At 44.9% G+C, this 12,868-nt stretch carries 16 protein-coding genes, 3 tRNA genes and 1 riboswitch; of the genes, 10 read left to right on the forward strand and 9 right to left on the reverse strand.

Annotated features, from left to right (window positions below; genetic code table 11):
• Positions 1-15 precede the first annotated feature (15 nt).
• The 8 genes from MSG93_RS15320 (at position 16) to MSG93_RS15355 (ending at position 4,900) form a co-directional block, all read left to right on the forward strand.
• Positions 16-90: transfer RNA gene (locus MSG93_RS15320), tRNA-Gln, on the forward strand.
• Positions 91-108: 18 nt separating this feature from the next.
• Positions 109-183 (forward strand) — tRNA-Gln (locus tag MSG93_RS15325).
• Between the two features lie 85 nt (positions 184-268).
• A tRNA-Gln gene (locus MSG93_RS15330) sits at positions 269-343 on the forward strand.
• A 100-nt stretch (positions 344-443) separates the two neighbouring features.
• The gene (locus MSG93_RS15335; RefSeq protein WP_004770906.1) at positions 444-1,397 is read left to right on the forward strand and encodes a ribose-phosphate pyrophosphokinase; all 954 of its coding nucleotides are present in this window, start codon (positions 444-446) and stop codon (positions 1,395-1,397) included.
• A gap of 98 nt (positions 1,398-1,495) precedes the next feature.
• Positions 1,496-1,792, forward strand: a complete 297-nt coding sequence (gene rplY / locus MSG93_RS15340; RefSeq protein ID WP_005229026.1) for a 50S ribosomal protein L25 — start codon at positions 1,496-1,498, stop codon at positions 1,790-1,792.
• Between the two features lie 19 nt (positions 1,793-1,811).
• Positions 1,812-2,393, forward strand: a complete 582-nt coding sequence (pth, locus tag MSG93_RS15345) for an aminoacyl-tRNA hydrolase (protein ID WP_005229025.1) — start codon at positions 1,812-1,814, stop codon at positions 2,391-2,393.
• 139 nt (positions 2,394-2,532) lie between these two features.
• Positions 2,533-2,913, forward strand: coding sequence for an aspartate 1-decarboxylase (panD, locus tag MSG93_RS15350; RefSeq protein WP_004655255.1), 381 nt, complete (start codon positions 2,533-2,535; stop codon positions 2,911-2,913).
• Between the two features lie 196 nt (positions 2,914-3,109).
• Positions 3,110-4,900, forward strand: a complete 1,791-nt coding sequence (locus tag MSG93_RS15355; protein WP_324622404.1) for a patatin-like phospholipase family protein — start codon at positions 3,110-3,112, stop codon at positions 4,898-4,900.
• A gap of 2 nt (positions 4,901-4,902) precedes the next feature.
• On the opposite strand, the gene MSG93_RS15360 is transcribed toward MSG93_RS15355, so the two are convergent.
• On the reverse strand, positions 4,903-6,093 hold the full coding sequence (locus MSG93_RS15360; protein ID WP_324622405.1) for a hypothetical protein: 1,191 nt from the start codon (positions 6,091-6,093) through the stop codon (positions 4,903-4,905).
• 11 nt (positions 6,094-6,104) lie between these two features.
• Complete coding sequence (locus tag MSG93_RS15365) at positions 6,105-6,320, reverse strand: hypothetical protein (protein ID WP_324622406.1); 216 nt, start codon at positions 6,318-6,320, stop codon at positions 6,105-6,107.
• A gap of 188 nt (positions 6,321-6,508) precedes the next feature.
• A riboswitch (FMN riboswitch) is annotated at positions 6,509-6,666 on the forward strand.
• A 97-nt stretch (positions 6,667-6,763) separates the two neighbouring features.
• Here MSG93_RS15365 and ribB point away from each other — a divergent pair.
• Positions 6,764-7,423 (forward strand): 3,4-dihydroxy-2-butanone-4-phosphate synthase, encoded by a 660-nt coding sequence (gene ribB, locus MSG93_RS15370; RefSeq protein WP_324622407.1) that lies wholly within the window; start codon positions 6,764-6,766, stop codon positions 7,421-7,423.
• Positions 7,424-7,474: 51 nt separating this feature from the next.
• Here the strand turns inward: ribB and MSG93_RS15375 are convergent, their stop codons facing one another.
• A complete protein-coding gene (locus MSG93_RS15375; protein WP_005283890.1) occupies positions 7,475-8,149 on the reverse strand; it encodes an HAD family hydrolase in 675 nt (224 codons plus the stop codon).
• Positions 8,150-8,242: 93 nt separating this feature from the next.
• On the opposite strand from MSG93_RS15375, the gene MSG93_RS15380 reads away from it, so the two are divergent.
• Positions 8,243-9,010 carry a hydroxymethylpyrimidine/phosphomethylpyrimidine kinase gene (locus MSG93_RS15380; RefSeq protein WP_324622408.1) on the forward strand — a complete coding sequence of 256 codons (768 nt, stop codon included), beginning with the start codon at positions 8,243-8,245 and terminating at the stop codon, positions 9,008-9,010.
• A 79-nt stretch (positions 9,011-9,089) separates the two neighbouring features.
• Here MSG93_RS15380 and lysM read toward each other — a convergent pair whose 3' ends face one another.
• From lysM to MSG93_RS15410, 6 genes are all read right to left on the reverse strand, one after another.
• The gene (gene lysM / locus MSG93_RS15385; protein WP_005229019.1) at positions 9,090-9,563 is read right to left on the reverse strand and encodes a peptidoglycan-binding protein LysM; all 474 of its coding nucleotides are present in this window, start codon (positions 9,561-9,563) and stop codon (positions 9,090-9,092) included.
• A gap of 203 nt (positions 9,564-9,766) precedes the next feature.
• Positions 9,767-10,003, reverse strand: coding sequence for an acyl carrier protein (gene acpP, locus MSG93_RS15390; protein WP_005229018.1), 237 nt, complete (start codon positions 10,001-10,003; stop codon positions 9,767-9,769).
• 86 nt (positions 10,004-10,089) lie between these two features.
• Complete coding sequence (fabG, locus tag MSG93_RS15395; RefSeq protein WP_005229017.1) at positions 10,090-10,824, reverse strand: 3-oxoacyl-ACP reductase FabG; 735 nt, start codon at positions 10,822-10,824, stop codon at positions 10,090-10,092.
• Positions 10,821-11,807: an ACP S-malonyltransferase gene (gene fabD / locus MSG93_RS15400; protein ID WP_005229016.1), complete on the reverse strand. Its 987-nt coding sequence runs from the start codon at positions 11,805-11,807 to the stop codon at positions 10,821-10,823. The genes fabG and fabD overlap by 4 nt, the downstream gene beginning before the upstream one ends.
• Before the next feature lie 197 nt (positions 11,808-12,004).
• Positions 12,005-12,190 (reverse strand): 50S ribosomal protein L32, encoded by a 186-nt coding sequence (gene rpmF / locus MSG93_RS15405; RefSeq protein ID WP_004638135.1) that lies wholly within the window; start codon positions 12,188-12,190, stop codon positions 12,005-12,007.
• Positions 12,191-12,265: 75 nt separating this feature from the next.
• A complete protein-coding gene (locus MSG93_RS15410; RefSeq protein WP_005229015.1) occupies positions 12,266-12,826 on the reverse strand; it encodes a YceD family protein in 561 nt (186 codons plus the stop codon).
• Positions 12,827-12,868: the final 42 nt, after the last annotated feature.

Consider the following 12,868-nt stretch of genomic DNA (forward strand, 5'->3'; position numbering starts at 1 on the left):
AGATGTATATGTAATAGGGGCGTCGCCAAGTGGTAAGGCACCGGGTTTTGATCTCGGCATCCGTTGGTTCGAATCCAGCCGCCCCTGCCATTACATATCATCGAATTTAGGGGCGTCGCCAAGTGGTAAGGCACCGGGTTTTGATCTCGGCATCCGTTGGTTCGAATCCAGCCGCCCCTGCCATATCTTTAGACAGACTTGTTTTGTATCGATATTTGCTCAAATATATTGACATTGTCCTATAAAACAATTAAAGTTCTGCCGCATTAGGGGCGTCGCCAAGTGGTAAGGCACCGGGTTTTGATCTCGGCATCCGTTGGTTCGAATCCAGCCGCCCCTGCCATATAATAGATTGTTTCCAAATTACCCGTTGGAAAAATTAAAAATTTTTCCCTTGCGCTCGGTCGAAGCATAGCTTCGCTTAACCCTCGCTCAGGTGCTTCATGCCCAATCTTGTCGTTTTTAGTGGAAGTGCTCATCCACAGTTCGCCCAAAAAGTCGTAAGCCATTTACATATCCCACTCGGTGCTGCTTCTGTAAGCAAGTTCTCTGATGGGGAAATTTCAGTTGAAATTACTGAAAATGTTCGTGGTAAAGACGTTTTTATCGTCCAATCTACTTGTGCCCCAACCAATGATAACCTGATGGAAATCTTGGTGATGGCTGATGCTTTGCGTCGCGCAAGTGCTGGTCGTATCACTGCCGTCATTCCTTACTTCGGTTATGCCCGTCAGGATCGTCGTCCACGTTCTGCACGTGTACCGATCACTGCCAAAGTTGTTGCAGACATGCTGACAACTGTAGGTATTGACCGTGTAGTCATGATTGACTTACACGCAGACCAAATTCAAGGCTTCTTTGATATCCCGGTTGACAACATTTACGGTACGCCAGCGCTATTGGCTGACTTACGTCAACAACAACATCATAACCTCGTGGTGGTTTCACCTGACGTTGGTGGTGTTGTTCGTGCCCGTGCTGTTGCCAAGCAAATGGGTGATATCGATTTAGCCATCATTGATAAACGTCGCCAAAAAGCAAATGAATCACAAGTGATGCATTTGATTGGTGATGTAAAAGATCGTGACTGTGTCATCGTTGATGATATGGTCGATACAGCAGGTACGCTTTGCAAAGCTGCCGATGCACTAAAACAATTTGGTGCTCGTCGTGTTGTTGCTTATGCAACCCACCCTGTTTTATCTGGCAAAGCCATTGATAACCTTCGTAATTCTGTGATTGATGAATTGGTTGTTACAGACACCATTCCACTTTCAGATGAAGCCTTGAGCCTCGGCAAAATTCGCCAGGTTTCGGTTGCGAGCATGGTTGCTGAAACAATTCGTCGTATTAACAACGAAGAATCTATTAGCGCAATGTTCGATAGTTATCTATAATAGCCCAGCTTTTTTTCTTAAACCCTAGCTCGCTAGGGTTTTTCTATCACTAAACTGGTCGCAAGTTTAGTTCATTAAACTCCATTGAGGATATGCCCATGGCAAACTTCGTATTAAACGCTCAAGCACGTGAAGTCGCACAACAAGGGAAAGGTTCGAGCCGCCGCCTTCGTCACGCTTCACAAATTCCAGCAATCATCTACGGTGGTAGCGCTGAGCCTGTAGCAATCACTTTAGAGCTTCGCGAAATCGTTAAAGCTTTAGAAAACAATGCTTTCTTCGAAGAAGTGATCGAAATCAAAATCGGTGACAAAGTTGAAAACGTTAAAATCCAAGCGTTACAACGTCACCCAGCGAAAAACACACCTATGCACGCTGACTTCAAACGCGCATAAGTGTTAAAGGCGTAAATTAGTGTCAAATATTTCGCTAATTGTCGGTTTGGGCAACCCTGGAAAGGAATATGCCCAAACCCGCCATAATGCAGGCTTCTGGTTCGTGGAACAGCTTGCAGACCGTTATGGCATTTCCCTAAAAGCTGATCCTAAATTTCATGGATACAGCGGTCGTGGTCAAATTGAAGGTCGCGACGTACGTCTCTTACTTCCCACCACTTTTATGAACCGTTCTGGTCAAAGTGTTGTCCCTTTTGCCAAATTTTATCAGGTTGCACCAGAAGCAATTTTAATTGCCCATGATGAACTGGATATGGATCCTGGCATCATCCGTTTAAAGACAGGTGGCGGACACGGCGGACATAATGGTCTTCGTGATATCGTCCCGCATATCGGTGCAAATTTCCATCGCTTACGTATTGGCATTGGACACCCGGGTTCCAAAGAACGTGTTTCTGGTCATGTGCTCGGCAAAGCGCCTAGTAGTGAACAAGCTCTAATGGATGCAGCCATTGATCATGCCTTATCGAAAGTGAAAATGCTTGTTGACGGACAAGTATCACAGGCAATGAATCAAATTAATGCTTACAAACCCGCTTAAACTGAATTGTTGATCAATCACGCTTGCCATATTGCATTTTTAGGCGCAAAATGCGCATCAAACCGCCCCTAGCCCGCGGAAAACGTGACAAGTCAACCATAAGATAATCATCTTAGGTCTTACTCAGGAGACGCTAGCCATGCTATCTCGTTTATTAAAATGTAAAATTCACCGTGCAGTTGTGACGCATGCAGAGCTTCATTATGAAGGTTCTTGTGCAATTGATGGCGTATTAATGGACTTGGCAGGAATTCGTGAATACGAAGAAATCCACGTATGGAACGTTACGAATGGCAAACGTTTCACCACTTATGCAATCCGTGGTGAAGACGACTCAGGCATTATCTCGGTCAATGGTGGCGCAGCCCATCAAGCTGATGTGGGTGATCTAGTGATTATCGCAACCTTCGGTGATTTTACTGAAGTTGAAGCCAATCTTCACAAACCACGTCTGGTATATGCAAACCCGGACAATACCGTGAATCACACCGCAAACTGTATTCCGGTACAAATTGCATAAAGCATAAAAGATTCCTAAAAAGCCATGAGCCGCGAATGAAGTTGCTCATGGCTTTTTTATTGGCACCCCAAACCATCTTCCTCTATTCGCATAAAATCAGTCCTGCTTCAGCTCAAGCCTGGTTTTACGCAAACAGACTTGAAAAACATCGCCAGGCTTTGTTTAATAAACAGACAATAACGATAATTTGATCAATATGGATATTCTTAATATTCTCAGCAAAGTCAGCCTCTTTGCTGAATTGGATAGTTCAACACTTGAGAGCTTGATTCCCGCTTGCCATATTCGTCATCTACAAACCGGACAAACTCTGTATTGTGCCCATGATATTGCCGATCATGTTTATATTGTGATTTATGGGCGGGTCAAGCTCACTACCACAACCGGCGTGTTGACTTACTATGGCCGTCATGAACTGGTTGGCGAAACTGGTGTGATTTCCAATCAGCCACATCATTGCACAGTCAATGCAGTTCGGGACACTGCTCTCATTGGCATTCCACAACAACAATTTCTGGATTTCATTCATCAGCATCCCAAAGTCCTGTTCGCCTTATCCCGCCTGATCATTCATCGCTCGCAATCCGAACAGCAGCATAGTCATGCCATGGGCAGCAGCCGAACGCTTTCTGTGATTCCTGTTTCGGCCCATATCCCTGCCACCCATTTGGCAGAAAAACTAACCGAACATTTACAGCGCTGGCCGCATGTTCGCTTGGTGTCTGCAGCACATGTCGATGCCCTGTTTGGGGCTGGTTTTAGTCAAACTCCACTAGATTATAGTGTTGAAGATTTACAGCTCAGACAGTGGCTTGCCAGCTTGGAAGAAAAACATTGCTATGTCCTGTATGCTGCCGATAATAGTGAAGATGAATGGTCAAAACGCTGTTTACATCAGGCGGACCGGATTCTGATTCTGGCAGAAGCCAATCAGACCCCGACTCGAACCCCACTCTCGTATGTGCTCAGTCAACATGACTGGCAAAGCCCGATCGAACTGGTTTTGCTGCGTTCTGAAGGTGATCCTTCTCCCCACACCCTATTATGGAAGCAGCTTTATCATGCCCGCGCCCACTATTTTGTCCATCCTTGGGCACAAAATGACATCTGTGCGGTAGCGCGACAGATTTCCAGTCAGGGGGTTGGGTTGGTGCTGGGTGGCGGCGGTGCTCGTGGATTCGCGCATATCGGTTTGATTCGCGCCCTGGAACAGCTACATATCCCGATTGATATTGTCGGTGGAACCAGTATGGGGGCATTTGTTGCGGCGCTGGTGGCATGTGGTTTTGATAGTGTCGAAATGACCCATATCGCCTATGAGACTTTTGTGGCACGTAACTATCTGAATGATTACACCATGCCTCGGGTTTCCCTGATTCGGGGACAGCGTTTCCATAGTCGCCTACATGCCATCTTTGGGCAACGACGGATTGAAGAACTCAGACAGACCTATTACTGTATCTCCACCAATCTGACCACCGGACAAGCGGTCATTCATGATCAGGGTGAACTTGCCACCTGGGTTGGCACCAGTATGAGTGTGCCAGGTGTTGCACCCCCTGTGGCCTGGCATGAAAACCTGCTCTGCGATGGTGGTGTGATCAACAACCTGCCCACCGATGTCATGCAAAATCTGGAAAGAGGCACCATTATTGCCAGCAATGTCAGCTTGCATGATGATATTCGCGTTCCCGGTATCGGACTGGAAGAACCCGATCAGAGTGCCCTGCTCAACTGGAATAAAATTATTAAAGATAAACTGTTACACGCACCACGACTGGCTGAGATCCTGATGCGTACTGCGACCCTTGCCAGCGATACCATGATTCAAAGTGCAGCGATTGAACGGGCCAACTTACACATCCGTATGCCGATTGAAGGAATTGGCATGTTTGACTGGCATAAACTGGATGAACTGGTCGAACGCGGATATGAACATGCGCTCGAAATGCTATTGCCTATTCGGGATACGCTTCCTTCTTCTTGAATTTAGTTTCCCGATCCGGTCATAGCGGACTGAATCTGGTAACGCTCCAATAAACCATCTAGATATCGATAAGTTTCAGGATCTAACTGCTGCATATAGCCATCAAGGATTCGATGACACTCCTGCTGCTTTGCAACGGGCATGCGCCGCATGATGTCAAATGTCACTTCCCACTGGGAACGCAACAACGAAGCATAGGCAATATGATGCAGAACCTGCTCATCAATTTGTGCAATCGCGCAGGCGACCACGTCTCTGGCCTCATCTTGCATATAATTGACAATCACCAGCATATCCGTCCATAAATCACAACGGTCAGCCGCCTCGACAATACTCTGGATAATCTCGACCCGTCTTAAAGCCGGCAAATTAGCAACAAAATGCTGGGCTTGTGCTGACAGGCAAGCCACCACCGGTAGCATATCTTCCCACAACTGATCTTCTTGCGCAGCCTGAATAATGGCATTGATTACAGGCTCGCCTTGCAGAACCGCCAGATCACCCAGCTCCTGCTTCAACCCATAACTGATGTAACTCATCAAGGCCAAAACTTTTGGCCAGATGAGGCGCTGTGCCGGATCGCCAATAATCAATAACGCTTTCTCGATCCGCTGTTTCGGTAAGACATGCACCAGATGGTCAATTTGCTCACGTGACTCAATAAAAAATGCAATTTCCAGCAAATCACTTTCACTCTCGACCACTTGCGCCACATCTTGTAATACCGCATCGGACAGCATACTGACGAAACGGCCCATGGTGACAAAGTCACGTTGTTCCAGTAGAACTCGGGTAATCTCCGTAATCTGATGCGTGGTGAGATAGCCCAATAACTCTCTTGCCAAGCGTGGGTCGAGATACACCGAGATAGCGGCTACAGTTTTAGCAGGCAGATGCTTCACAATGCGATAAGAACTTTCTGTCGATAAATACACGGCAATTTGTGCCACGATAAACGGCTCTAAGCAGTGTTTGACCATAAAAACACTGATCCAGCGCGGCAACCAGCTTACCCAGGCAGCCAAATAACGGAAGCGTTTTTTCTGCTGATTTTGTAATCGTTCTAATATGGCAAAACGGAATTGTCTTAAATTTTCTGGTGCCAAAGGCTGCAAAAAGGCTAATTCAGCTTCGGTGACCTTCAAGATGCGCGCCAATTTGATTATCTCTGCCTGCACCGCAAGTCGAGTCATAAGCTTACTCCCTAGACTTTATCTCGGAACAGCCAACGTAGAAAAAAAGGAGTTTGATACAAACTCTGATTCATTTTCTGATCTTCATGTTCTAGGGTATGTTGTAATTGTTGGTTGAGCCAGGCCAGCTCCTGCGGGTTTAATTGAGAAAATGCCTTCAGACTCATGACAGGCCGATGTAATTGTTGTGCCAGCTGTTCCAGCTGGGTTTTATCTGTCTTTTCCATAATAGACCCTACTCCGAGATTATTGTTGTTTTATCTTTTCAGTCTATGCTCAATTGAAATGGATTACCAGTTGCACCGATCATGATAGAAAGCAGCGTCAAGTCTCAGCAGTTTTCTTCATTTTTATAGAACGATACATTCTATAAAAAGTTGCCTTTTCACTTAAAAATCTGGCTATAATCGAGGTACATCGCTTCAGGGCGGGGTGAAATTCCCCACCGGTGGTAAGTTAGGCAACACACTCAAATGACCTAACCAGCCCACGAGCCTGTATATATTTTTATATACTCGCAGATTTGGTGAGATGCCAAAGCCGACGGTATAGTCCGGATGAAAGAAGACGAAACCACTGAAATACGCTTTTGCGTTGTTTTGGTGTACGCTTATTTTTTACATCAGTCCTGAAATGTTCAACCGTATCCTATTTACGAGAGCGTTTCATTATGTCTAGTTTAATTCAACCCGAACTTTTCTTTTCAGCCCTTTCCCCTGCTGAACAACGTATTCAACAAGCTTTAGAAGATATCCGCCAAGGCAAACCTGTGTTGGTGATGGATGACTTCGACCGTGAAAATGAAGCTGACCTGATTATTGCAGCCGAAACACTGACTGTTGAAACCATGGCGCAAATGATCCGGGATGGTTCAGGTATTGTATGCCTATGTTTGACTGAAGCACTGGCAGATCATTTAGAACTTCCACCGATGGTCGTAGATAACTCAAGCCAGTTTAAAACTGCGTTTACCGTGACCATTGAAGCAGCTCAAGGCGTAACCACAGGTGTATCGGCCAAAGACCGCGTCACCACTGTTTTGGCAGCCACCAAAGATGGGGCTGTGCCGAGTGATCTAAGCCGTCCTGGTCATGTGTTCCCTTTACGCGCACGTGAAGGCGGTGTTCTGACCCGTCGTGGTCATACTGAAGGTACGATTGATCTGGCGCGTTTGGCAGGTTTAAAACCATCTGGCGTATTATGCGAACTAACCAATCCGGATGGTTCAATGGCGTCAGGTATTCAAGTGTTAGCTTATGCACAAACCCATGGCTTGACCGTGATCAGCATTGAAGAACTGGTGCAATACCGCTTAAAACATAATGTCTGATGAGACATAAAAAAGCCTCGATATTTCGAGGCTTTTTTTATTACTTGAATTTTAAGAAACTTTACGTTCTGCATTCAGTTCAGCCACCGTTTCAATGAGCTGGCTAAATTGAGAAATTTGCGTTACCGGCTGTGCCTGAGCCAGTTCCTCTGCCCGACCATAACCATAATTAACGGCAATGGTTTCAATCCCGTTGGCACGTGCACCCATAATGTCATACTGACGATCCCCCACCATAATACACTGCTGGGCATCGAGATGTTCTTGCTCAAGAATATAGGCAATCAAGTCCGCTTTATTAGTCCGCTCACCGGTCAGCTCACTGCCATAGATGGCGGTAAAATATTGATCCAGTTTGAAATGAGCTAAAATTTGTTTGGCAAATACTACAGGTTTGGCAGTAGCGAGAAATAGTCGATAACCTTCCGCCTGTAATTGCTGCAGTGTTTCTGCGACTGACGGATAAACTTCATTTTCAAATAAGCCTGTCACTGAAAACCGCTCACGGTAAGCCAGTAATGCCTGCTCAGCCAGTTCATCATCCTGGGTATTGAGTAATTTTGCCAAAGAAGCTTTTAAGGGTGGGCCAATGGTCCAGTCCAGATCCACGTCATCAGTCAAAGGTTGACCTAACTTTTGCAAAGCAAAACGAATTGAACCATGAATTCCTGTTTTAGGGTCAGTCAGCGTCCCATCTAAATCGATGAGAATATTTTTGATCGTCATTCGTTCAATCTCTTGCAGCCTTACACAACAGAGTCGAGAGTTTCTCGAAACTTCCCTATACTACCGTATATTGAAGACTAAAAGGAAATTGCAGTGCGTCCAACCGTGCTTTGTTTTTCAGGTTTAGATCCATCTGGCGGGGCTGGCTTACAGGCAGATATTGAAGCTATTGGACAAAGTGGTGCGCATGCTGCCATTGCCTGTACCGCATTAACCATCCAAAACTCACAACAAGTATTTGGCTTTGAAGCCACTTCAAAAGAATTGCTCCTTGCACAGGCCAATGCTGTGGTCGGTGACTTACCGATTAAATGTGTAAAATCAGGCATGCTGGGCACAACCGATAATATTGCTGCACTGGCTGAATTCTTGCGCACCCATCCAGACTATCTCTATGTCCTAGACCCCGTTTTAGTGGCAAATAGCGGCGGTTCATTGGGTGACCAAGCTACATTAGTCAAAGCCTTTGTTGAATTGATTCCTTTAGCGACGGTAATCACGCCCAATACGGTTGAATTAAGAGCTTTAACCGGTCTGGAAGATATTGAACAAGCCACGCAAAAACTGTTTGAAATGGGTGCAAAAGCCGTATTGGTCAAAGGCGGCCATGAAGATACCCCTGATCATATCCGCAATGTGCTTTATGCAGATGGAAAAATGCTTGCAGAAAGCCGCTGTCCACGTTTAGAAGGTCAATATCACGGTTCAGGTTGCTCTCTGGCAAGCTTCATTGCAGGACGTCTGGCGCTGGGTGATTCTTTAAAAATTGCCGTTCAACATGCTGAAACCTGGTTGTTTGGCGTATTGAAACAGGCAGAAACCCCTGTACCCAATGGGCAAAAGATTCCAAAACGCTTTTAAGCGCTGCAGAAACCGTTCGTTTTTTCAAAAAATTTTCATTAAAAAAGGCGCATCAAGCGCCTTTTTTAGTTCCATCAGATTACTGTGGAATACGTAAAACCTGTCCCGGGAAAATGTCATCGGCATTTTTAAGTAACGGGCGGTTCGCTTCAAAAATCTTGTTGTACTGGTTCGGATCGCCATAATATTCTTTTGAAATCTTCGACAGGTTGTCGCCTGATTTCACGGTATAGAATTTACTTTCTGGTTCCGGTGTTTCCACGGTCATCTGATCATCCACTTTCGCAACATGATCTGTGTTTCCGACCGCCAATACGATCTTTTCTTTATCCGCCTGGCTTTTTACCTGCCCTTTAATTGTTGCGGTATCTGTGCTGCCATTATAGGTCACAGACAAACCTTCAACCCCTAGACCCAAACTCTTAATCAAACCTAATAACTTATTTGCAATCTCTTGAGCTGATGGTTCAGCTGGTGTTGCTGGCGCAGCTTGTGGCTCTGCTGGTGCTGTATTTTTCTTACCGATACCTTTAACAAAATCAAAAAGACCCATTGTTATTACCTCTGTAATTATTAATCTCAAATCGTCAAAATAGACTTACTTTAGTTATACCGAAAAAAATAATCACTCGAGTTTCAATTTAAAGCGGTCTTGTAAATATATGTATATCCACTAAAACTCAGGATATTTACTGCTCTTATTCAATAGCCCATAAAAAAGCCACCTGACGGTGGCTTTTTTATCATGCAAGCTGATTAAGCAAGTTTCTTAGTTACGTAATCGATTGCAGATTGAACAGTTGTGATTTCATTTGAATCTTCATCTGGAATCGTGATGTCAAAATCGTTTTCGAAAGACATTACAAGTTCAACCAAATCTAAAGAGTCAGCACCTAAGTCATCCATGAAAGATGCTTCGTTTTTAATCTCTTCAGCACGCATACCTAATTGTTCAGCTACAGCTTGTTTGATGCGTTGTTCGATATCGCTCACAGGAATTCTCCTCATTGCTTGTGGCGTTTTAATTTGCCACTAGTTTAATTGAATATAAAAATTTTTAAAAGTTTATACATCGCCAGTTAGGCCATGTATAGACCACCATTTACGTGTAAAACTGTACCAGTAATGTAACTCGCCTTATCGCTGGCAAGGAAACTCACTGCATCAGCAATATCTTGAGGTTCGCCTAGACGATTTAAAGCTACTTGATCAGTCATTTTTTTACGAATCTCTTCGCTTAACTGATCAGTCATTTCAGTGGCAATGAAACCAGGTGCAACACTGTTCACTGTAATCTGACGGCTCCCCATCTCTTTTGCCAAGCTACGACTGAATGCTTCAATCCCTGCTTTCGCTGCCGAGTAGTTCGCTTGTCCAGGATTGGCAAAATGAGCAACCACTGAACTAATATTAATAATGCGGCCGAAACGTGCTTTGGTCATGCCTTTCAATACACGCTTAGATAAGCGGTATACCGCTTTCAGATGAATATTGAGAATGTCATCCCAATCATCTTCCGACATACGCAGCAACAAATTATCTTTGGTAATGCCTGCATTGTTGACCAATACCAGCACCGAACCGTATTTTTGCTCGATGTCTGAAACCAGTGCATCAATCGCAGCACCATCACGCACATCGAGTACAGCACCTGCACCATGTTCAGCAAAGCTTTCTGTCAGCTTTTGCGCGCCTGCTTCAGAAGTTGCGGTGCCAACCACAAAAAAACCGTCTTGAATGAGTTGCTGTGCAATTGCAGCGCCAATACCGCGGCTTGCTCCTGTCACTAACGCAACTTTTCGTTGTTGTGTCATGCAATTTTTCCTTCTGCCACTAACACTGCGTTTAGGGCATCTTCCATACGTGCTTTGCTATCAATGGCAAATGCTTTTTCTATGTTCGGTAATCGCTTGGCAAGATTGCTGAGCACAGTCCCTGGTCCACATTCAACCATGTACTGGATTCCCTGATCTTGCAGATATTGCATGGTCCGTGTCCATTGAACCGACTGGTACAATTGGGCTGTTAAGGCCTGACGTAACTGCGCAACATCTGTCGCGATTTCCGCGTTGACATTTTGTATTACAGGAAGGCATGGTAGCTCAATGGCAGTTTGTTCCAAAGCTTCAGCAAACTTTTCTGCTGCTGGCTTCATCAAGGTACAATGTGAAGGCACTGAAACTGGCAATGCAATCGCCTTACCAGACTGCTCTTTTGCTTCAGCCATCACTTGCTGAACCAATGCAGCACTACCCGCAATCACAACCTGACCCTGTGCATTGTAATTTGCAGCTTCAACAGAACCTTGACCCGCAGCAGAAACCTTTTCACAAAGTTCAACCACTTTGTCATCTGCCAAGCCAAGAATTGCCGCCATTGCGCCTTCGCCTTGAGGAACAGCGCTCTGCATTAATTGACCGCGTAAATGAACCAGTTTAACCGCATCAGCTAAAGTCATCGCTTCTGCTGCAACAAGCGCACTGTATTCCCCTAAAGAGTGCCCAGCAAGGTACTTTGGCACAATTCCACCCAGTTCTAACCACACACGCCATAAGGCAATACTTGCAGTTAATAACACCGGCTGGGTGTTTTCAGTCTGGTCTAAACCTTCACCGCTCTGGGCAATATGCCAAAGATCAAAACCAAGTGCTGCCGATGCTTCTGCAAATGTGTCTTGAACGACACTAAATTGCTCTGCAAGTTCAGCCAACATACCTGCTTTTTGTGAACCCTGACCAGGAAAAACAAATGCTGTTTTTGTTGCTTGAGCAGCCTGCTCAAGTCGCTTAGTCGACATATAAAAATCCTTAAAATGGTCTATCGCCAATTTCATCAACATGCATGATTCTACATGAGAATGACAACAGACTCTTTTCCGATGCGGCAATTTACCATTGATTAAATCGTTTTTTAATTGCGAAAAACAACAAAAAAGGGAGCTTTCGCTCCCATTTTTTCTATACTTTAAGCTAACGCTTAATGCATATGGTTCAATTATTCAGCATCAGCTGCTTTAGCGAATAATTGACGACCACGGTAGATACCATCTTTAGTCACGTGGTGACGACGATGAGTTTCACCCGTAGTTTGGTCTACAGATAATGCATTCTCGGTTAAAGCGTCATGTGAACGGCGCATGTCACGGCGAGAGCGACTTTTACGGTTTTGCTGAACGGCCATGATGGCTCCTTACAAAGATCGAAAAAATGGATCAGAAACAAATTCAGTTGTCTTAACTCAACATTATATCACAAATTATGAGTTAAGTTTACCCTTCAAACTTGCCAAAACATCAAACGGGTTATCCCGTTTCTCTTCGACAACGTCCTGAATGGCAGGTCGATGCTTATGCTCACAAACATCATGCTTGGGAGATAAAGGCATCAACAATAACAGTTCATCTTCTAGTAGTGCGAGCAAATCAATCGAAGCAGGTGTATCAAAATCACCTTTTTTCGAAGACTCGCTTTCACCTAAAACGATGAAATCAGCATCCTCATCCAAGCGCTCTATCAGTGACTCATCATCGATCAAGGCCAAATGAAAATCTGAAACAAGTTCAGTTTCAACAGTATCCAGACAACGCTGGCATTCCATTGGAACTTTCGTTTCAATACGTCCATCCAGCCATACAATGCGATGATATGCATCCATTGATAGCTTACAGTCTACGTTGATCAATCGATCATTAATTGATCCAACAGCTTCACGAGCGATACGAGCAAAGCGAGACAATGGCAGTGTGCCTGACCATGTAAAGCCCTGTTCAGCCCATTTAAACGGCTCAATCTGTGCCGGAAAGGTATTTGCTGACATAATTAAGGCGGCAATTCTACAAATTCATCGGTACTCTGTCAA

It is taken from the genome of Acinetobacter sp. IK40 (assembly GCF_035615075.1).
Lineage (GTDB): Bacteria > Pseudomonadota > Gammaproteobacteria > Pseudomonadales > Moraxellaceae > Acinetobacter > Acinetobacter courvalinii.

Bases quoted from the DNA above. Each gene is read 5' to 3' on its own strand.
- MSG93_RS15335 (WP_004770906.1), top strand. From the start codon at position 444: ATGCCCAATCTTGTCGTTTTTAGTGGAAGTGCTCATCCACAGTTCGCC.
- rplY (WP_005229026.1), top strand. From the start codon at position 1,496: ATGGCAAACTTCGTATTAAACGCTCAAGCACGTGAAGTCGCACAACAA.
- panD (WP_004655255.1), top strand. From the start codon at position 2,533: ATGCTATCTCGTTTATTAAAATGTAAAATTCACCGTGCAGTTGTGACG.
- MSG93_RS15355 (WP_324622404.1), top strand. From the start codon at position 3,110: ATGGATATTCTTAATATTCTCAGCAAAGTCAGCCTCTTTGCTGAATTG.
- MSG93_RS15360 (WP_324622405.1), bottom strand. From the start codon at position 6,093: ATGACTCGACTTGCGGTGCAGGCAGAGATAATCAAATTGGCGCGCATC.
- MSG93_RS15365 (WP_324622406.1), bottom strand. From the start codon at position 6,320: ATGGAAAAGACAGATAAAACCCAGCTGGAACAGCTGGCACAACAATTA.
- ribB (WP_324622407.1), top strand. From the start codon at position 6,764: ATGTCTAGTTTAATTCAACCCGAACTTTTCTTTTCAGCCCTTTCCCCT.
- MSG93_RS15375 (WP_005283890.1), bottom strand. From the start codon at position 8,149: ATGACGATCAAAAATATTCTCATCGATTTAGATGGGACGCTGACTGAC.
- lysM (WP_005229019.1), bottom strand. From the start codon at position 9,563: ATGGGTCTTTTTGATTTTGTTAAAGGTATCGGTAAGAAAAATACAGCA.
- fabG (WP_005229017.1), bottom strand. From the start codon at position 10,824: ATGACACAACAACGAAAAGTTGCGTTAGTGACAGGAGCAAGCCGCGGT.
- fabD (WP_005229016.1), bottom strand. From the start codon at position 11,807: ATGTCGACTAAGCGACTTGAGCAGGCTGCTCAAGCAACAAAAACAGCA.
- rpmF (WP_004638135.1), bottom strand. From the start codon at position 12,190: ATGGCCGTTCAGCAAAACCGTAAAAGTCGCTCTCGCCGTGACATGCGC.
- MSG93_RS15410 (WP_005229015.1), bottom strand. From the start codon at position 12,826: ATGTCAGCAAATACCTTTCCGGCACAGATTGAGCCGTTTAAATGGGCT.